Raw genomic sequence first — 19,269 nt, 5'->3', positions numbered from 1 at the left:
GCGCCGCAGAGTTCGCCTGTGCCGTGGGCCTGCTCCGCTTCCGGCGGTGCCTCGCCCGGCTGCGCTGCCATGATTTTCCCGCTTGCCGGGCCGACCAGAGGACGAATGCCGCGATAACGCCGGCTGCTGCGTTCTCCAAGATGTTCACGGAGCCAACCTCCCTCGGCTCTCCCCGGCCGTGGACAGCTGTGGACAGCGACTTGGGGCCGGACAGGAGTCTCCAACTGCACGGTCCCGAGACGCCGAACGGCTCCGCACCCACCCCCTCGTGCGGGTTGATGCCCCCCTTGGGCCGTCCACCGCAGTTGGTTCCAGGGTGATCAACCTCGTATACCCTGCGTCGATGCTATGAACGCTTGCGATCTTTACTGCCCTGAAACCAGACGTGGCGGTCTGACATGTCTTGAGGCAGACTGCGTAGCGCGGCAAGAATGACAGAAAAGATCTTACGTTCGATTCAGTCATCCAACGAAGTGGCGGGGGCCTTGATGTCTGCGCGCAGGTCAGGTCGAGATGGAAATCGGGCGGCGTTCGAAAACTTCAGGCGGATTCTGGGCAGAGTCAAGCCGATTCTCATTAAGGCTACTCTCGGTGCAGTAGCTGTCTTGGGGGTTTTGGCGGAGATATTTGAGCCGGTGGGAGACTTTCTGAAGCGGAGCAGCTTCCTTGGGGGATCCTTTATCGCGCTTGTTGCTCTGATAATCTTTGACGCCATAAGCGAGTCCAGTGATGCGGCCGGAGATGACGGCGTATATCTCGTTTCCCGAGTGGAGGATCTTCGAGATCATGTGGAACTCGCCTTCGATTCGAAAGAAGTACGTATCGATTTCTCGGGCTTCACCATGGAGTCACTCCTGTTGGCTCTCCGGCCGGCCCTAGGGCGACTCGGAGACAGCAGGAGTCACAACAGAAGCATCAGGATCCGAGTGGCTTTGGCCCATCTGGACGCACCGATGAATTTTCCAAGCGGCCTGAGGCCGGCGAGGGAGTCGCCGAATGGATCCCCCGCAGGACTTCAATACTTCGAGGACTCTCCGCTTGTGCGAGAGCGCGCCCGGGAAATTAGAGAGAGAAGTGTGGCGTGGATGCGGAATTTGATCGCTTCCGCACAACAAGCGAATCCTCACTTGAGGGTGGAGTGCGAGGTGCGTGAATCTCCTGTAGGTCCAGCCTTCAAACTTTGCCTGATCAACAATGAAGTGGCATTTTTTGGCCTGTACGGGATCTCCGACGTTGAAATTTCTGAGCAGTTTCGCATGTTGGATGTCTCGGCATTTCGCGACGCCCCGGGCGGCTTGTCCCTGGTCGGTTGGAGTCGAAACTCGCGATCGGAATCCGTCCGTAAGGTTTTTGATCATTATTCTGAATGGTTTGAAAACCTTTGGGGGATGCTGGACTATGTGTCACCTCCTTCAAGGAATTCTGAATAGCGTAGGACGGTGGTTGTCAACGTCCGTCAACGTTGAGCGCCCTCCCACGGCTCGGAGACGCCCTCGGAAACTTGTCGAGAGCCACCGTAGGTCCACAGGGTGGGCAACGACTGTGCCAAGTACCGGTCAGTTCGGTGAGTGCCTCGCGCGCCGGCCAAGCGGACGCGCACCGCAGCGAAGCGGGAACGTAACGTAATTCCTCGCGCGAGCCCTGCCGCCGGCTGACAGGGGGTTATGGCCTCCTGCCCGAGACCGGCGGCGAGGGCCACCACCGACGGTGCGGGCTCACGGTAGCGAGGCTGGGGCCGGCACCTGGCCAGACCAACCGCGCCCCCGCTACGTTGGCGTCTGCGCACAACTGGACAGGAAATGAGGGGGCCAGGCGTGACGAGCGGGGAGCCCGGCGGCGGTGTATCCGCCACAGCAACAGCCGATACGGACACCACACCAGGCACGGACCCGCACGGGGACTCGCACACGGACCCGGACGCGCAGCCGAACCCGGGTGACGGGCCGGACCACTTAGCGGGTGGCGATCCGGGGCAGGGCGAAGCCAGCCTCACCGAGTACCTGTTCTTCTTCCTCGGCCTGTTGCCCACACTCATCGCCGGGACTCGGATCTATCTGATCGCTCACGGCGATCGTACGACCATGCTGGAACTGCTCGGCACGCTGAACGTGAGCGCCCTGGTGCTGGACACCTTCATCCGCTTCATCGGTGTGATCGGCGGGGCGGTGACGGCGTTCCTCCTGGTGCGCCTCCTCCTCGAACGCCCGGAATCCCCTCCCCGCTTCTGGCTCCGCCGCGTGATCTGGGCCCACCGCCGCCCGGCCCTCTGGCTGCTGGCAGGCACCTTCGCGGCGTTCATCAGTACCGCCTACCTGGAAGAGTTCTACGACGCCGACAACAAGTGGACCTGGCAGCCCGTCGACCTCTTCAGGATCTACGCCTGGCTCGCGGTGCTGTATGTAGGCCGCGCGCTGGCGGTCCGTGCCTGGCGACGCCGGACCGCATCCCGACGACCGAGCCCGGACGGCACAACGGCCGGCACGACGGACGACTCCGGCGACCCGGACCAGGCTTGGACGCCGGCTGCGCCCGCCCGCAGCCCCTGGCGTCTGTGGGGAGTGGCGACGTACACCCTCCTCCCGGTCGCCGTCCTGATGACGTGGTCATTGCTCAAGCAGTCCGACGACCGCATGTGGCTGCCCGCCCAGGTGATCACCCTCGACGGCGTCCCGGCCCCGGTCACGCAGGAGGGCATTCGGCAGGACCCGGAATTCCCGCATCTGAACGTCGAGCACGACGGTCACTACACCTTCGTCGGCTATGTCCTCGACGACGACGGCACCGCGGAGACCATCCTGTCCTCCAAGGGAGTTCTGCTGACCACCGACTCCAAACACGTTGTCGACCAGGAGTTCTGCCAGTACGAGCCCACCCACGACGTCGCGGACGACACCCCTTTCATCGACCGCATGCTCAACCACGACGACTCCTGGAATCCCGGATTCACCTGTGAGGACCTCCTCAAGAAGGTCATCGGGCTCAAGTAGGTCGTCGGCGAGCTCCTGCACCAACTCCCCCAGAACCGACCCGTACCGCCTTCCGGCGCGATTCCCAGGTCAATGCGAGTGAGCGCCGCCCGCACCCTCCAACGGGTCCAGCGCCGCCAGAAAGGCAGCAGGCCGCGCAACGTCTGTCAGCCCTTCACCCGCATCGTGGCCGATTCCCGTGCTGCGGGTGATCCGTGCCGCTGCGGCGCCGAGGTGGCATCGGACCCACCCCGGAACCCACGTCATCATGCTCATTCGAACCTGCGACACCCGCTTCAGGAGCGAGAGTTGAGACTCCGTCTGCTGACCTGGGACTTCGATTCCTGGTCAGGCGGACGGCAACGCGACTGCCGGACGCTCTCGTTGACCTTGCCCGGCCGAAGGGTGACGCGCGAGGTCAAAGATCAAACTGAGGCGGTGGGGAGGGGTTGTTCGGTCCAGATGGACTTGCCGGTGTGGGTGTGACGGGTGCCCCAGCGCTGGCAGAGTGCGGAGATGAGCTGCAGGCCGCGGCCGCCCTCGTCGGTGGCGGAGGTGTGGCGGATGTGCGGCGTGGTCAGGCTGGCGTCGGAGACCTCGCAGATCAGTGCGCGGCTGCGGAGCATGCGCAGCCGGATGGGGCCGCAGGCGTGCCGGACGACGTTCCCGACCAACTCGCTGACCAGGAGTTCGGTGGTCATGATCAGGTCCTCATCGGCCAGGTCCCAGTCGGTGAGCTGGGCGCGGACCAGGTCGCGGGCCTGGCCCGCCGCCACCGGGTCCTCCGGCAACGGCCACTCGGCGACGTTCTCCGCGTCCAGCGGGTGGGTGCGGGCCAGCAGCAGGGCGGCGTCGTCTGTCAGCGCGCCGTGGGCGGGGAGGAGAGCGGAGGTGAGGGTGGCGCAGAGGGCGTCCAGGTCGGACGCGTCCGACGGTGGGGCCGGCATGGCGTTCACGGACTGAAAGAGGAGCTCGGCGAGGCGGCTCATGCCGGTGGTGACATCCCTGTCCTTGCTCTCCACCAGGCCGTCGCTGTAGAGGGCGAGCAGGCTGTCGGCGGGCAGTAGGGTCTCGAGGGTTTCGAAGGGCGGAGCGGCCACCCCCAGTGGCGGGTCCGGGGACATGGACAGGAAGGTGACGGTGCCGTCGGGGTGGGCCACCGCCGGGGGCGGCTGACCGGCGCTGGCGTACGACAGACGCCGGGTCACCGGGTCGTAGATGCCGTACAGGCAGGTTGCGAAGGCATCGGTGCCCAGCTCGCCGACGATGTCGTTGAGGTGGCCGAGGATTTCGTCGGGCGGCAGCTCCAGCTCCGAAAGGGTGCGGACGGCCGTGCGGAGCGCGCCCATGGTGGCGGCCTCGGCCATGCCGTGGCCCATGACGTCGCCGATCACGAGCGCCACCCGGGCCGCGGAGAGCGGGATCACGTCGTACCAGTCGCCGCCGACGTCGGCTCCCTGCTTGGCCGGCTGGTAGCGCGCCGCCGTCGTCACCTCGGGCAGCTTGGGCAGTTCCTGCGGCAGCAGGCTGCGCTGGAGGGTACGGGCCCGGGTCGTCGCCTCGTCGTAGAGCCCGGCCCGCTCCAGGGCCTGCGCGATCAGTCCGCTGAGCGCGGTCAGCAGCGTTCTTTCGTCATCGTCCAGCACCCGCGGTCGGCCGAAGCCGATCACTGCCGCGCCGATCCCGCGCCCCGATACCGCCAGCGGCAGAAAGGCCCACGCCTGCCGGCCGCCCTCCCGGATCAGGATCTCGGTCCCCGGGTAACGCTTCAGGAACTCCTCCGGGGAGGAGATGCAGAGGGGGGTGCGGGTGCGCAGGGCGTCCCCCACCGGGTTCGTGGTGTCCCTCACTGTCCAGTGCCCGTCCAGCAGTCGGGTGAAGCGCTCCGGATATCCCCGGGAGCCGACCACGGTCAGCCGGTCGCCGACGACGCCGAGCATGATGAGTCCGGTGGCACCGAGGGGTGTCATCACGCCGTCGGCCACCGCCGCCATCACATCCTGGGCCGTGACGGCCTCGGCCAGCTCCCGCGTGATCCGCTGCACCAGGGCCGACCGCTCCGCGGCCGACCGCTCTGCGGCGGCCCGCTCGGCCTCCCGCAGATGCCGCTCGGTGGTGTCGGTGATGTAGAGCGTGAGGCCTTCCGGCACCGGAACCAGCCGCAGGTGGTACCAGGACGTCCCGTCCGGTCCCGGTACGTCGAATTCGGTCGGCCGGCCCTCGGCCGCCGTGGCCCTGCATCGCTGCTCCAGCCCCGGCACGGCCCGTACCGCGGGAATGTTCCAGAACAGGGCTCCGGCCACATCTCCCGCGGCGCCGAAGAGCCGTTCGGCGGCCTGATTGAGAAATCCGATGCGCCAGTCCGTGTCCAGGGAGACGAACCCGTCGCTCATGTGTCGCAGCGCCCGCCCCACCGACTCGGCGGCGGCGTGCGTTTCGCTGCTGTCCCAGAGGGTGCCGATCACCTTCACCGGCGTCTCTTCTTCGTCCGTGATCGTCCGGGCGCGGGCCTCGATCCAGAGGTATGTGCCGTCCTGGCGCCGGATCCGGTACTCGCTCTGGAAGCCGCCGCGCAGCTGGATGCCCGTGTCGAAGCCGGCTACCGCCCCCGGCAGGTCGTCCGGGTGGATCAGCGCTGCCCACGCCTCGATGCCGCCGTTCATCACCGCAGGATCGATGCCGGACAGCACCTCCTCGACGGGCCGGTCGGAGGTCAGCGCGCCGGTGCGCAGGTCCCAGGTGTACATGAGGGAGGGCATCCCGTCCGCGTCCCGCGGGGCGGTCTCCCGCGGTCCTGGACCGCTCGCCAGGGCGCGCAGCAGGGTGGGGGACGGATTGAGGATCCCGGACGACCTGAGCCTCCCGGACATCCAGGCCGCCACCTCGTTCAGAAACGCGTGCTCCGCAGCGCCGGGCTCGGCGCCAGGGGCGAAGAGGACGGAGAGCGCGCCGCGTCGCCGGCCATCGCTCGGAATGGGGACGGCCAGGTGACCGATGCCGGCGGGGAGCCGGGAGGGCCACAGGGCGGCGGGGTCCCGGCCTGGCACCGGGTCGGGCGGGGCCAGGTCGGGCTGCCAGGTGATGGTGTCGTTGCGGGCGGCCCTGCTGGGCGGCGCCGTGCCCCGTGCCGGGATGATCAGCCAGGGCCGGGTCATCGACTCCGGCAGGCCACTGTCGGCGACCAGGTAGAGGATGCCGCTCATGCCGCCGCCCGGGAGATGCACCATGCCACCCAGGCCGTGCACCTCGGCCACCGCCTGCTGGAGCGCGGTCAGCAGCACGTCGACATCGCGCCGGTCCTCGTCCACGGCGTCGAGCAGCCGCATCCGCATGCGGTGTCGCTCCAAGGGCCGTACGGCCTGTATGGTCCGCAGGCCCTGCGGCTGGTGCAGCGGATGGGGGACGTGGGGTATGGACGGGCCGGTGTTGTCATCGCCGCCTCTGGTGTTCACCACTGCCGACTGTCGCCTCCGCTCGCTGCTTGGGCACCCGCTGGGCCGCATGCGATCGGATGTGGACCTGCAGCGATCTACATCCGTCCAATCCATCCTAATCGGACCTAATCGGAATAACTTAGGCGATTTCATCTGTCCTGGGGAGCCTTTCGCATCCGATTAACCGTATGTGGCGTCAACTCACCCTTCGTTACCACTGAGGCTTTGTCCGCCGTTCTGCCGTCCCCTGCCGCGAACGGTTGAGGCGTCGCTCCGGAATGCAGAGATCAAGCGTCCGTAGCCATCGGTGAGCCGTGCGGTGCCGAGCCGCACCTCATATCCGTGGCACCTCATACCCGTGGCGCGGCATATCCGTGGCGCGGCATACCCGTGGCGCGGCATATCCGTGGCGCGGCATATCCATGGCACGGCATATCCATGGCACGGCCGACGCAGGGCCAGGCCACAGGCTGTCGTGGGGGATGATCGAATGAAATGGGGGCGGGTACGACGAGAGGGGTCCCGGGGTCGTGGATGAACAGGTGGAGATCTCGACGCCGCATGATGCCGCGAACAATGCGCTGGTCTTGGCCTTCGGGCGGCTGCAGGGGGCTGCGAACCGGCTGGAGTACATCCTGGGGCGGTCCCTGGAACAGGAGTGCGGGATCAGTCATCTCATGTACGAGGTGTTGCTCATCCTGGGGCGCGCCGACGAGCCAGGGCTGTCGATGCGAGCCATCGCCCAGGAACAGGTACTGACCACCGGGGGCGCGACTCGCCTGGTGGACCGTATGGAGGCTGCCGGGCTGGTCGAGCGGGCCGAGGATCCCGGCGACCGGCGTGGACGGCTGGTACGCCTGACCCGGAAGGGCGCGGCGACCACCGTGGCCGCTTCCCGCGTGCATGTGGGGAACATCCGCCGTTTCTTCCTGGCGCCGCTTCCGCCGGAGGATCGTGACCGGTTCGCCGAGGATCTGCGGATCCTGAGCCATGCGGCGCGGGACGAGCTGCCGCGGCTGCCCTGACTTCGGGCAGCCGGGCGGTGCCGCTGCTGCACTGACGGCAGAGGCAGAGATGTGGCAGCCGTCACACGAGTAGGGAAATATCTGACGCGTCAGTTACTGTTCTCTCAGGTGAATCGCTCGCATCCGGCGGGCGCCGCACCCCCTGCCGAGGTCCTCGATGAAGCTCGTCTACGTCTTCGACGCCTATTGCGGCTGGTCGCACGGGTTCTCCGGAACGCTGAGCGAGGTCGTCTCCCATCACCCCGAACTGCCGGTCGAAGTCGTGTCCGGCGGACTGTTCACCGGACCACGCCGGGTGCCGATCCGCGAGTTCGGCTACGTCCAGGGCGCGAACGCCAAGATCGCCGAGCTGACCGGCGCCGAGTTCGGCGAGGCGTATGAGCGGCTGATCGCCGACGGCTCGTTCGTGATGGACTCGGAGGCCGCTGCACGTGGGGTCGCCGCCCTGCGCCAGGCCGCTCCCGCCCGTGCGGCGGAACTGGCCATCGCACTGCAGCGGGCCTTCTACATGGACGGCCGCAGCCTCTCCGCCCCCGCGACCTACCGGAAGATCGCCGAGGAGGCCGGCCTGGACGCCGACGCCGTGGTCGCCGCCTCCGAAGGGTCCGAGGCGCGGGCAGCGGCGGGAGCCGATTTCCACCGGTCCGCCTCGCTGGGCGTCACCGGCTTCCCCACCCTCCTCGCAGTCGACGGCGACCGTGTCACCGCGCTGGCCCATGGCCATGCCACCGCCGACGAAGTCGACCAGCGGCTCGCGGCCCTTCGTGCCCCCTGAGCCTTGCCCGTCCCCAACTACCCCTCTCCGCAAGGAGTCAAAAGATGAGCACCCTCTCCTTCAAGGTCCTCGACCTGGACTTCCCCGCCGGCAGCAAGAACAAGACCGCCACCCTCGTCATGGGTGAGAGCGAGGCACTGCTCGTGGACGCCGGCTTCACCCGGGCCGACGGCCACCGCCTGGCTGCCGAGATCCTCGACTCGGGCAGGAAGCTGACCACCGTCTTCGTCAGCCACGGCGACCCCGACTTCTACTTCGGCGCCGAAGTCCTCGCCGATGCCTTCCCCGACGCGGAGTTCGTCGCCACCCCGATCGTCATCGAGCACATCAAGCACTCCTACGAGGGCAAGCTCAAGGCATGGGAGGCCCTTGGCCCCAACCTGCCCACCCGCCTGGTCGAGTTGCAGCCGCTGAACGGCGACCTCGCCCTGGAGGACAACCGGTTCGAGCTCAAGGGTGGCGCATCCGGGCTTCCCGACCGTCACTACCTGTGGCAGCCCGAGCAGCGCGCGATCCTCGGTGGCGTCCTGCTCTTCCAGCAGGAGCACGTATGGGTCGCCGACACGCCTGCCCCCGCCGACCGCGCCGCCTGGATCAAGCTGCTGGACGAGATGGCCGCCCTCGACCCCCAACTGGTCGTCCCCGGACACCGCCTGCCCGGCGCCCCGGCCGACGCCTCCGCCATCACCGCCACCCGTGCGTACCTGCTCGCCTTCGAGGAGGAACTGGGCAAGGCCGCTGACGGTGCCGCGCTGACGGACGCGCTGGTCAAGCGCTACCCGGACTACGGCATGCTGATCGCCGCCCAGATCGGTGCCAAGGTCGCCAAGGGCGAGATGAAGTGGGGCTGACCGCCATGACGCACGACAGCACCGATTTCGCGACCTCCACCGCCTCCGCGGACGTCGTACGCCGCCAGTACCTGGCCTCGGCCGCCGGCGACCTGCAGGCCCTGCGGGCCACCCTTGCCCCGGACGTGGAGTGGACGGAGATGGCCGGCTTTCCACTCGCCGGCACCTTCCGTACCCCCGAGGGGGTGACCTCGAACGTGATGGAGAAGCTCGGCCAGGACTGGGACGGCTGGACCGCCCACGACGACACCTACGTCGTCGACGGCGAGAACGTCGTCGTCCTCGCCCGCTACACCGCGACCAACAAGGCGACCGGCAAGCCGATCGACGTCCGCGTCGCTCACCACTTCGTCGTACGCGGCGGCCTGATCGTCCGCTTCGAGCAGTTCGTCGACACCGCGCTCGTCCGCGAGGCCATGACCGACTGACCTGCGCACCACCGGCCGTACGCTGCGGCCCGTCACATCGCGGCGTACGGACCGGTCGAAGGACGTCTGAAGCGCGCCGCCTCGCGCATTCAGCTGCTCGCTGCGCGAGAGGAAGCCGACCTGGAAGCCGACCTGTACGTCGGCGCTCGTCGCTGCGCGCGAGAGGAAGCCGGAGACCGCTCAGTCGGAGACGACGGCGGTGCGATGGATCCACTCGCTGCTGTGTACTGCCTGATGCATGAAGGCGGCGACGTCCGCCCGGCTGATGGTCGGGTTGCCGTTCATCGGCAGCCGGTCGTCCGCCCGGTAGCTGCCGCCCGCCGGGCCGTGGGTCAGCCTGGTCGGGTGGACCAGGGTCCAGTCCAGTCCGCTGGAGCGGATGGTCTCGTCGGCGATTTTCTTGATCGTGCTGCGAGGTGGCGTCTCCGGTGACCGCAGTGACCTGACCTGCCAGGTCACCCAGCGCAGTCGGGTTGCTTTGCCTGATCAGCGCCGCGCGGCTTCCTGCTCGGTCCCGCTCATGACGTCCTGTGCCGGGCAGTCCGCTCACGCATCGCGCACGCAGGAGCCCTGTCAGGGAGGGCGTAGCCACAGGTGGTGTGGTTTCCTTCAAAGCTGCGGGCCGTCGCTGAGCCCAGGGCCGCGGTCTCGGGGGTGGTTCGGATGCGGGCGTGGCGCTGACTTGTTCCGCCGTCCGCAGTGGGGGCGCATGGCTGGCCGGGCCGTCTCTGTCGACCTGCCCGGGTGGGCGTCAGGCCGTGTGCTGATAGGCAGGATAGGTGAGGTAGCCGGTGTCGCCGCCCTGGTAGTAGGTGGTCTCGTCGACGGGGGCGATCGGCAGGCCGGTGCGGAGGCGTTCGACGAGGTCGGGGTTGGCCAGGAAGCCGCGGCCGAAGCTGATCAGGTCGGCGCCCAGGCCCAGCCAGTGGTCGGCTTCCGCGCGGCCGGTCTGCTTGGGGCCCATGGGGAGGACCGGATTGACGATCAGGGTGCCGGGCCAGGCGCGGCGCAGGCCGATGAGCACCTCCTCGTCCGTGGTCACCTCCAGGTGGACGTAGGCGAGTTGGAGCCGGTCCAGTTCCGTCAGCAGCGCGGTGTTGAGGGCGAGCGCGTCGGTCTCCTCGACGCCCCAGAAGCCGCCCCCAGGGGAGAGGCGGATGCCCGTCCGGGCCGCGCCGATCGCGTCCACCGTCGCGGCCACGGCCTCTACGGCGAACCGGATCCGGCCCGCGATCGTGCCGCCGTAGCGGTCCGTGCGGCGGTTGGCGTTGGAGGAGAGGAACTGGGAGATCAAGTAGCCGTTGGCGCCGTGGAGTTCGACTCCGTCGAAGCCCGCGTCGATCGCGCGGCGGGCCGCCTCGGCATAGGCGTGGGCATGCTCGGGCACCTCGGTGGTGTCCAGTGCGCGGGGCGTGGGTGCGGGCTGCGGGCCGGATGGAGTGAAGACGTCGCCCACTGCGGCGATCGCCGAGGGGCCGACGGGCTGGTGGCCGGTCGTGTCGGGGTGCGAGACCCGGCCGCCGTGCATGAGCTGGGCGAAGATCCGCCCGCCGTTGATGTGTACGGCGTCGGTCACGGCACGCCACGAGGTGACCTGCTCCCCTGTGTGCAGTCCGGGCGTGCCCGGGTTGGACTGCCCGATGAGGCTGGGCTGCACGCCCTCGGACACGATCAGTCCGGCCGTCGCGCGTTGCGCGTAGTACGTAGCCATGGACGGTGTGGCGAGGCCGCCGGTCGCGGCCCTGACACGGGTCATCGGGGCCATCACCATCCGGTTGGGCAGGGTCAGGTCGCCGAGTCGGTAGCTGCTGAACAAGGTCGTCACGTCGGGCTCCTCCGTCCGTACATCGCGTGTCCGGATGCCGGGCACAGCGCTACGCTAAAACCTGACATGGATGTCAGAGGCAAGCGGTGTGGCGTGGTTCACCATGGGAGGCAGTCATGCGGATCGGCGAGCTCGCGGCGCGTACCGACGTCAGCGTCCGGTCGCTGCGCTACTACGAGGAGCAGGGGCTGCTGACCAGCAGTCGTAGCGCAAGTGGGCAGCGGCATTACACGGAGGCCGAGGTGGAGCGGGTGCGATTCATCCAGCGCCTGTACGCGGCGGGCCTGTCCAGTCGTACGATTGCCGAGCTGCTGCCCTGCGTCGACACGCCCAGCGAGGGTAACTACGATGCCGCTCTCGAGCGGATGGCGCAGGAGCGCAACCGGCTCTCCGAGCACATCGACGAACTCGTGCGGACCCGGGCCGCATTGGACGGCCTGATGGTCACGGCACGGGCCCATCGGGAGAGCGAGGCACTCGCGCACAGTGTCCGAGCGCGCCGTGGGTCAGGTGAGGGGACGAGCGCCCCACGCGGTCTGGAGAGCTGACTGCACGTCTTCCCCAAGAACCAGGTGCGTCATCCCGCCTGGAAGGGTGGGCAGCTCGGCCCAGTGAGTCACGGTTTCAGCACTGCCAAGGCCGTAAGGCAATCGGACAACCCCGTCGGAGTCGACGAAGCAGTCCCTGTGCTCCGCCCCGTCCTCACTCCAGTGCAGAGTCATGAAGACCATCGGCCTCACCAGCCAAAATTCCTCACCCAACGCCGTATCGGCCTCGGACTCAGTGGCGCTGTCAGCTGGATACCGGCCCGTGATCGCTGCTGCCACCGGTGCACCGCTCCAAGGCAGCCTCTCGCGTGCGTCAACCCACGTCACCACGGTGTTCAGATTCGTCATCTCCACCCTCACCAGGCCACTCGGCACATCGTCTTCTGCCCCTATGCCGGCGCCCGGCAAGGGCACTGCCCCGACCCCGGCATCTGGCAAGACTGACCGGCGCGCGCGAGGGTTGCTTGAGTCGCAACGAGCTCCGAGATGCCGGCGGATTCCGCGAGTTCGGCCAGTAACTCGCGAGGTTGTGCGGGATTCAGGAAGGCGCCGCCGTCTGACGTTGCTCACCGGCCGGCGGCATCAGGCGCGTTCCGGCTTGTTCGTCTCCTCGGTGGCTGCGGTCCGGGCGCGACGGCGGCTCAGCAAGGTGCTTCCAGCGATCACCAGGCCGATGGCGATGACCCTGGCGGCCTGGTAGTAGCCGGACGCCAGCTCCTCCGGGGTCCCGGGCAGCCGGAAAAAGACCCACGCTGCCGCGAGACCCCCGAAGACGATCAGTGCGACAGCCCCCCACGTCCCGAGGCTCGCCCACCAGGGCCCTGGGTCGTAACCCCGCTCGTCGGTCTGCTCAACGTCCTTGTCGGCCACGGTCTGTTCTCCTGGGCGCGTGGTGGCGGTCGCGCGGGAAGACGCGGGACGGGCGCGGAAGGTTCACCGGGCCAAACGTTCGCTGCTGGAGCCGACATCCTGCCAGCCGGCGAAAACCCCCGTCGTCCAACCCCACACGAACGACTCCCGCAGGGGTGCCGGCAGGACCAGCATCTGTGGGCGGCCGTGCTGCGGGACCTGTCTCGGCAGGGGTATGACGCGACGGGCCTCTGCTTCGCCCGCGGCGACCTGCGGCCCACGCCCGAAGAGGCCTCCGTGTTCGAACGGTTGGGGCTGCGGGGCGTCTACGTATCGCGCCTGAGCGACGAGAACGTACGGATCGAGGCGTACGTCTTCCGGGAGGGCGAACCGGCGACGGCGCGCGTCGTCGTGGTGAAGGACGAGCAGCCCGCGACGGGCGAACAGGAAGCGCGGAAGCGGAAGTTCGCGGGGGCCACGGGCGGCCGGATCGCGGTGCACCCGCAGGCCGCGGCCATCGGGACCTGGCGGGAGATGGAGCGGGCACGGCCCGCCGCCGGGTTGGACCAGCCACCGGTCTTCGGTACGTACGAGGTGCTGGAGTGCGTCGGCGAGGGCGGCTTCGGGCGTGTCTACCTGTGTCAGGATCCCGACGGGCTGATGGTCGCGGTCAAGACCCTGCATGCGCACCTCGCGGCGGCTCCCCCGATCAAGCGGGGCTTCGCCCACGAGGTGCGGGCGGCCCAGCGGGTCGGTGGGCGGTTCACCGTGCCGGTGATCGCCGCGGACTGCCGCGGGCGGCGGTGTCGAAGTTCGCCGCGCCGATGAGCTGGTCGTAGATGTTCCAGCTGGTGCCGACCTGCACCCGCGGCCGGAACGGCTGGCTGAGACTGTTCTGGCTGGCGTAGTACCAGAGCCGGCCGTGCGTGTCCCGGGCCATCAGATCGGCCCGGCCGTCGCCGCTGGGGTCGCCGACGACGGTGACCTGGTTGTACGTCTGCCACCCACTGCCGATGGCGATGTACTTCGCGCTGGGCCGGGTGTAGCTGCTGGGGTACAGGCGCAGCTGGCCGGAGGCGGTGACGCCGAGATAGTCGTCGCCGCTGCCGCCGCTGATGTGACCGACATCCAGCAGTTGCCGGAACTCGGCCGCACCCATGGGGGTGATGTCGGAGTAGTTCTGGCCACTCAGGGTTTCCACCGTCGTGCCGTACAACGACTGCGCGGTCACGCCGCCGGGCTCGGCCCAGGCGGTCACCGCCGCCGCGGTGCCGGCGGCCGAGACAGTGAGCGTGAGGGCGCTGAGGCCAAGGGCGGTACCCGTGGCCAGGGCCACGAGCCGTCTCACGGCCCTGATCGGGACTCTTGCCCTTCCGAACCTCGGTCCGCTCCCACCACCGGATGCCGAGACTCATGAGGACCAGCGCGCACCCCATCGCGACCACGGACCAGTCCATGAACCGCAGCATCACAACTCTTTATCGGGAGGAGGATCTTCCTCCCGAGGGTGTTCGCGGTCAAGGGGTCAGCGCCCCGCAACGGCCCTGGTCGGCCTCTATACGTCCGGGATCCGTGCGCTGGCGCCCCGGCACGCTTCGAACCTGTGACACTCGCTTCAGGAGTTCGGTTGGGCAGCTCTCAGACGGCCCTCGCACTCCTACCGGCATGGGCGTGCGTGATTGCTCAAGGATGCCTGCGTCTGCCGTCGTTGATGTCAGCTGGTGATGTCACGTTGGATGGTCCGATGGAGCGCATTGAGGCCGAACTCTTCACAGATGGCGGCAATGACGCCGTGGTCCGCATGCCCGGCAGACGGTTCCCCGGGGTCTTGGTACAGGGCGACTCTCTTCACGTCCTCCGCGGCGCCGTGGCCGAGGTGGCGGAAGCGTGCGAGCGAGGTGACCTGGATGAAGCTCGAGACTCCGCCGGCCTTCTCTTGGCGGACCTGGACGCTCTGCTGGCGCGGTACGAGGCTGCGTTGGGCGAGCACCACATTCCGCGGCCTTACTGAGATGTCGGGACGTCAGCTTGGGATGCTGCGATCATGCGGCGTCGGTTCGGGCGCTGACCTGGGCGAACGGCCGAAGCGTGGTCTCATCGGGCTCCGGCTGCTGACGCCGTGACTCCCCGCCATTCCCCGCGCGATCTGGTGCGCTTGTGGTGCGCTCGACCGTGGACGCGGTCGTCCGTAACCAGTCGGCAGGGTGCCGGCGCATACCGAGAGTCGGTTTCGTTGCGCTGGGTGCCTCGGCTGTGCCGCGTGCGGCCGCGTTCTGGATGGAGGCCGTGGGGTACGTCTCGCGCAAGGACATGGAAGACGACTGGATGGTGCCGGCGCCGGCGGAAGGGGCCGGAGTGCAGCCGGCACGGTACGACCGGCCTCTCCCCCACGCCGCTCGCCGGGCTGCACGGCGGGCCCGGCTTCCGTCCTGATCAGGACTGAGCGGCGGCGGCTCGGCGGTGAGGGATGCCGCCCAGCGCCGAGGGTGACTTCCTGGGGGCGATTCTGGGGCCGGTGGAGCGCGAAAGAAACGGAAGCCCATGTTCTATGACGTCAGTCACAGTGCTCCGCCAACCAACCAGCGCACTTAGTAGATACGGCGTGACGGACATCTGAGGATTTGTCCGTCTTGTACCGGATGCGGATCTCGACGCGCGTCCCGGAATTCCGCCCGGCCGGCCCGCACGCCCACTGCCCTGCAGCGTAAGGCTTCTGACGTCGCGACAGCTTTCCCTCCCGCCGCCATATCGCGGACCGGAGACCCGCGTACTGCCCTGGCAGGGTCCTGGGACCTACGAGGTGAGGTAGTGGCGGGACCCTTTGCACTCCCTGTCAAGCCGTTCTAAGAATGACGACCCACAGGACGTCGCCGCAGTTCAGAACCGGTGTTCACGCGGAGTCGACCCCGCACCGGGCGCTCGGCGTCATCGAGTGAGTAGGAGCCCCCCACATGAAGTCGTCCCGAACGTCCGCGAGACTCCTCGCTCTCGCTCTCGGCCTGGGTCTGGCCTCCAGCGCGCTGGGCGCGGCGGTGCCGGCAAGCGCCCAGACGGCCGCCACCCCGTCCGCTTCCGCCGGTACCTCCGTGGCGGGGTACGACGGGTCGGTTGAGGGGGCCGCGAACAACAAGGCGTTCTTCGAGGCTGTGCTCAAGTCGGTCGCCGAGAAGCGCGCCGCCCAGCCCAACGCGCAGGCGGTGACCGTCTACTACAACGCCTCCCGGGCACCGAGCTTCCGTTCGCAGATATCGAGCGCGGCCGCGATCTGGAACAGCTCCGAGTCCAACGTCAAGCTCCAGGAGACTTCGAGCGGTGCCGACTTCTCCTACTACGAGGGCAACGACTCGCGCGGGTCCTACGCCTCCACCAACGGCCACGGAAGCGGCTACATCTTCCTTGACTACACCCAGAGCCGGCAGTACGACTCGGTCCGCGTGGTCGCCCACGAGACCGGGCACGTGCTGGGCCTGCCGGACGACTACAGCGGGCCGTGCAGTGAGCTGATGTCGGGCGGCGGCCCCGGCCCGTCCTGCACCAACCGCTACCCGAACGCCGCCGAGCGCTCGCGTGTCGACCAGCTGTGGGCCACCGGACCCGCGCAGGCCCCGGGCACAGTGAACCAGCCCTCTGACCGGCCGAGCGCTACACCGCCGGTATGGACCGTGGCGCCGGGCCATGGCCCGTGGCGTCGGCTCCACCGCACGCCCTGGAGTTGATCGCGTTCCCAAGTGGGAAGCGGCTCGCTGTCGAGGATGGCTTCAGCCTTAGGCTCAAGGCCTGCTGATCCGTGACCGATGCGGGTGTCCGTACGGTCGTCCTCCCGGCCTTCTGGTGCACCTCCTTCGGTCGGAAGTGGCGCCGTGCGCGCGAGGCCGTCGGCCTCCCGGACGGCTTCCGGTTCTACGGCCTTCGTCACACCGGGCACACCCTCTTCAAAGAACCCCCGGGTCCACGACCCGGGGGTTTCTGCTGGAGCGGGTGGCGAGAATCGAACTCGCGCTCTCAGCTTGGGAGCTGCGGTCATTTGCGGTCGGCTCGGACGCTGACCTGCGTCAACGTCCGGAGCACGGCTCCTTTGGACTCGGCCGCCTTCACCGTGATTCCCCGCTGTTCCCCGCTCGATCTGGTGCGCTTGTGGTGCAGAGACGGGCACGGCTTCAGCGGTGGACGTCACCGCTGCGGACGAGTTGGGGATTTCTCTACGGCGTCCGCTACGACGCACTAGGGTGGAAGCCTGGCACCCCTGGAGCGCCCAGCTTCGGGAGCACGCGTTAGGCGCGTAAGAGCATCCATTGGTTGGCCGAGGTGAACTGATCAAGGTGGCTTTTTTGAGCGGCCCGGAGGTTCGCCCTGTGCGCATGCTCCCTGTCTCTGCAATCGTCGCTCTCATCGGTGCTCTCGGTGTGTTCACCGTCCAATTCACCCCGCTTGGGCGGGAACTGTGCCGACTTTACCTCGGGAAGCAGGCCCTTTCGAAGTGCAAGGCAGAGGACGTGCCTGCGGTACTTAAGGCGCTGTACTTCGACAAGGATGGGCCCACTCGTACCAACCGCCGGTAGCTGAACCCGCGGGCGGCGGAACGATTTTGGCCTGGAGTTTGAATGGCCGAGCCAAACGGATGGGGTGCCGTACATGAGTCAGGACGGCGCCTGCGCACGCTGAGCCTGCGTGGCGCTCACGCGGTTGTCGGATCCTCACGAGCCCAGTCGAAAGGCATCGGCGCGCCCTGCGGGATCACCCAAGGGCGGGGAAGTGAGCGTGACAACCAGTGCAGCGCGCGATGAACGGACCGACCTCGGGGTTCGTGAGAACGCTGTAGTGGCTGGAGGGCTGAGCCGGGAGCATATGCCCGTTCGCCGTCGGGCGGTCCTGGAGGACGCCACCTCAAACGCGTCCCGCCGGACCTCCAGGCCCGTGGTCTCCTCGCCCCAGGCGGCGAGGGCCTCGACGGCTCGCTCCTGGTACTGCCACAGGGTGCTGGTGGCCAGCGTCTCTCGCAGTAGCGGGGCCACGCCTTTCCGATGACGGCGCAGGCGGGGGTCGTCCAGTAGGGGGACGCAGGCGGCGAGAGCTGCTTCACGAACGTGCGGATCGTGGTCGTCGAAACAGGCGGAGACGGCGGAAAAAAGCAGCGGGCGAATTTCACGGGTTCGGACGAACGGAGGGTCGTCCTCTGGGGAGAAACCGAAGTGGCGCATCGTTGCCGCGGCCTGGTCGCTGACGGCGTCGGCCCCGAGTTCAGCCACGCCAGCAGCTCGGCGCGCAGCGGTCCAGGGAAGTCGTGGGGCCGCTTGTCGACGGCCACGGCGGTGCGCGGGTCACGGAGGACGGCGGCCACGTAGAGCGCGGCCGGGACCGTCGTGATGTAGAGGGTGTTCTGGTGGTGCACCACGTGATGCAGGTGGTTCCAGGGCCTGCGATCTCACGAGTTGGTCATCGTCCAACAGTCCGACGAGCTGCGCGGGGGTGTCCTCCGCCATTCCGTAGGCATGCTGCAGAGCGCTCCAGTCGGTCTCGGCCAGCACCACGGCGGTCTCGGGCAGGTGCACCAAGCTCACTGGTGCTCCCGCCGGGCCCGGTCCATCGCCGCGGCTGCCGTGTTCCCGGCGAGCTGCTGGACCTCCTCGGGTGACTCGCGCTCGTCGAGGACGAAGAGCCGGTCCCCGACAAGCCTGGTGGTCGGCTTCCAACCGAGGCGGCGGCCGGCTTCCTGCGCCGCACGCCGGACGTCCTTCAGGTCGCCCATTTCTTCAAGGTCGCCGCTGCTCGGAACGAGCTGTCCGTAGTACCCCTCGTACTGGGGCTTGAGAGCGACCCGCATCAGCGACTGCAGGTGGTCGACCAGCTTCTCGTACGGCGCCGGGCCACTCGTCCTTCGTGGGCATCCCGCACAGCTCCCCACCTCTGCCCGCAGCCCCATGTGTGCCATATGTGTGCTGCGAGTACGAAGGCCCTCCCGTCCGACGGACGGAAGGGCCTCTGAACAGGTGTTTCTCTGTGCCCCCGGCAGGATTCGAACCTGCGACACCCGCTTTAGGAGTGGGATCGAATCCTTGCCGGTGGGTGCCCGACGCTGCCACGTTGTGCTGATCTCCCTGGTCAGCGCGTCGCGGCAGCGCACTCGGTCCCGCTCATGCCACCTCGTGCCAGGCAGTCCGCTCACGCATCGCTCACGCATGAGGCACTGTTGAGCAGCGGGTTCACTCGCCGCCGAAGGACCAGGACCTGGACGACCTTGAGCCCCTCGACACGGTGACCAGCGCGAGGCGTGCCGCGTCGTGGGTACTCGCACGACGAGCCTCCGGCGCCTGCGGCGGTGGCAATCCGTCATACGGCGCTGTCCCATGCCGGCGATCGGCCATGGCGGCATTCCTCCGTGCGGGCCGCTGTGCTGAAGGCCCGGTGCATCGGGGCGGACAATACCGATCACCAGCGCGAATCTCGCTAGCTAGTGTCGTGCGCCGCAAATCACACGGGTAAGTTGCTACTCTTTTCGGGTGTCGCATCCGGGGCCTTCCGCAGTGTCGATCACGTTGTCTGAGGACGAGCGTGCCGAGTTGGTGCGCCG

The 19,269-nt window shown here is 68.1% G+C and carries 17 protein-coding genes; 10 read left to right on the top strand and 7 right to left on the bottom strand.

The features are described from left to right. Positions 1-431 precede the first annotated feature (431 nt). Together ABT186_RS25980 and ABT186_RS25975 are read left to right on the top strand one after the other, a co-directional pair. On the top strand, positions 432-1,430 hold the full coding sequence (locus ABT186_RS25980; RefSeq protein WP_351231200.1) for a hypothetical protein: 999 nt from the start codon (positions 432-434) through the stop codon (positions 1,428-1,430). 384 nt (positions 1,431-1,814) lie between these two features. Beyond that, positions 1,815-2,987 (top strand): hypothetical protein, encoded by a 1,173-nt coding sequence (locus ABT186_RS25975; protein ID WP_351927049.1) that lies wholly within the window; start codon positions 1,815-1,817, stop codon positions 2,985-2,987. Positions 2,988-3,391: 404 nt separating this feature from the next. On the opposite strand, the gene ABT186_RS25970 is transcribed toward ABT186_RS25975, so the two are convergent. Then, positions 3,392-6,418 carry a SpoIIE family protein phosphatase gene (locus tag ABT186_RS25970; RefSeq protein ID WP_351927047.1) on the bottom strand — a complete coding sequence of 1,009 codons (3,027 nt, stop codon included), beginning with the start codon at positions 6,416-6,418 and terminating at the stop codon, positions 3,392-3,394. A 512-nt stretch (positions 6,419-6,930) separates the two neighbouring features. Between ABT186_RS25970 and ABT186_RS25965 the strand changes: the two genes are divergently transcribed. From ABT186_RS25965 to ABT186_RS25950, 4 genes are all read left to right on the top strand, one after another. After that, positions 6,931-7,425 carry a MarR family winged helix-turn-helix transcriptional regulator gene (locus ABT186_RS25965; RefSeq protein WP_351927046.1) on the top strand — a complete coding sequence of 165 codons (495 nt, stop codon included), beginning with the start codon at positions 6,931-6,933 and terminating at the stop codon, positions 7,423-7,425. 157 nt (positions 7,426-7,582) lie between these two features. Then, a complete protein-coding gene (locus ABT186_RS25960) occupies positions 7,583-8,200 on the top strand; it encodes a DsbA family protein (protein ID WP_351927045.1) in 618 nt (205 codons plus the stop codon). Positions 8,201-8,244: 44 nt separating this feature from the next. Further along, the gene (locus tag ABT186_RS25955) at positions 8,245-9,051 is read left to right on the top strand and encodes an MBL fold metallo-hydrolase (RefSeq protein WP_351231209.1); all 807 of its coding nucleotides are present in this window, start codon (positions 8,245-8,247) and stop codon (positions 9,049-9,051) included. A gap of 5 nt (positions 9,052-9,056) precedes the next feature. Further along, positions 9,057-9,479: a nuclear transport factor 2 family protein gene (locus tag ABT186_RS25950; protein ID WP_351231211.1), complete on the top strand. Its 423-nt coding sequence runs from the start codon at positions 9,057-9,059 to the stop codon at positions 9,477-9,479. Positions 9,480-9,659: 180 nt separating this feature from the next. Here the strand turns inward: ABT186_RS25950 and ABT186_RS25945 are convergent, their stop codons facing one another. Together ABT186_RS25945 and ABT186_RS25940 are read right to left on the bottom strand one after the other, a co-directional pair. Continuing rightward, positions 9,660-9,938 carry an NAD(P)H-binding protein gene (locus tag ABT186_RS25945; protein ID WP_351231213.1) on the bottom strand — a complete coding sequence of 93 codons (279 nt, stop codon included), beginning with the start codon at positions 9,936-9,938 and terminating at the stop codon, positions 9,660-9,662. Positions 9,939-10,230: 292 nt separating this feature from the next. Next, positions 10,231-11,304: an alkene reductase gene (locus tag ABT186_RS25940; protein ID WP_351231215.1), complete on the bottom strand. Its 1,074-nt coding sequence runs from the start codon at positions 11,302-11,304 to the stop codon at positions 10,231-10,233. Between the two features lie 116 nt (positions 11,305-11,420). On the opposite strand from ABT186_RS25940, the gene ABT186_RS25935 reads away from it, so the two are divergent. Next, positions 11,421-11,852 carry a MerR family transcriptional regulator gene (locus ABT186_RS25935; RefSeq protein WP_351231217.1) on the top strand — a complete coding sequence of 144 codons (432 nt, stop codon included), beginning with the start codon at positions 11,421-11,423 and terminating at the stop codon, positions 11,850-11,852. Here ABT186_RS25935 and ABT186_RS25930 read toward each other — a convergent pair. Together ABT186_RS25930 and ABT186_RS25925 are read right to left on the bottom strand one after the other, a co-directional pair. Beyond that, the gene (locus ABT186_RS25930; RefSeq protein WP_351231219.1) at positions 11,811-12,200 is read right to left on the bottom strand and encodes an AQJ64_40280 family protein; all 390 of its coding nucleotides are present in this window, start codon (positions 12,198-12,200) and stop codon (positions 11,811-11,813) included. The genes ABT186_RS25935 and ABT186_RS25930 overlap by 42 nt on opposite strands. A gap of 234 nt (positions 12,201-12,434) precedes the next feature. Further along, positions 12,435-12,722, bottom strand: coding sequence for a hypothetical protein (locus ABT186_RS25925; RefSeq protein ID WP_351231221.1), 288 nt, complete (start codon positions 12,720-12,722; stop codon positions 12,435-12,437). Between the two features lie 276 nt (positions 12,723-12,998). Here ABT186_RS25925 and ABT186_RS25920 point away from each other — a divergent pair, with 276 nt between their 5' ends. Then, positions 12,999-13,529: a hypothetical protein gene (locus tag ABT186_RS25920; RefSeq protein WP_351927044.1), complete on the top strand. Its 531-nt coding sequence runs from the start codon at positions 12,999-13,001 to the stop codon at positions 13,527-13,529. Here the strand turns inward: ABT186_RS25920 and ABT186_RS25915 are convergent. Next, positions 13,465-14,049, bottom strand: a complete 585-nt coding sequence (locus tag ABT186_RS25915) for a hypothetical protein (RefSeq protein ID WP_351231225.1) — start codon at positions 14,047-14,049, stop codon at positions 13,465-13,467. The genes ABT186_RS25920 and ABT186_RS25915 overlap by 65 nt on opposite strands. A gap of 363 nt (positions 14,050-14,412) precedes the next feature. Between ABT186_RS25915 and ABT186_RS48035 the strand changes: the two genes are divergently transcribed. Then, a complete protein-coding gene (locus ABT186_RS48035; RefSeq protein WP_502973328.1) occupies positions 14,413-14,712 on the top strand; it encodes a DUF6959 family protein in 300 nt (99 codons plus the stop codon). Positions 14,713-15,652: 940 nt separating this feature from the next. Then, a complete protein-coding gene (gene snpA / locus ABT186_RS25905) occupies positions 15,653-16,417 on the top strand; it encodes a snapalysin (RefSeq protein WP_351231227.1) in 765 nt (254 codons plus the stop codon). A gap of 1,838 nt (positions 16,418-18,255) precedes the next feature. On the opposite strand, the gene ABT186_RS25895 is transcribed toward snpA, so the two are convergent. After that, a complete protein-coding gene (locus ABT186_RS25895) occupies positions 18,256-18,621 on the bottom strand; it encodes a hypothetical protein (RefSeq protein ID WP_351231229.1) in 366 nt (121 codons plus the stop codon). Positions 18,622-19,269 lie beyond the last annotated feature (648 nt).

Source organism: Streptomyces sp. NPDC001634, assembly GCF_040298185.1.
In the GTDB taxonomy this organism is placed as follows: domain Bacteria; phylum Actinomycetota; class Actinomycetes; order Streptomycetales; family Streptomycetaceae; genus Streptomyces.
This window is presented reverse-complemented; position numbering and strand designations above follow the sequence as displayed.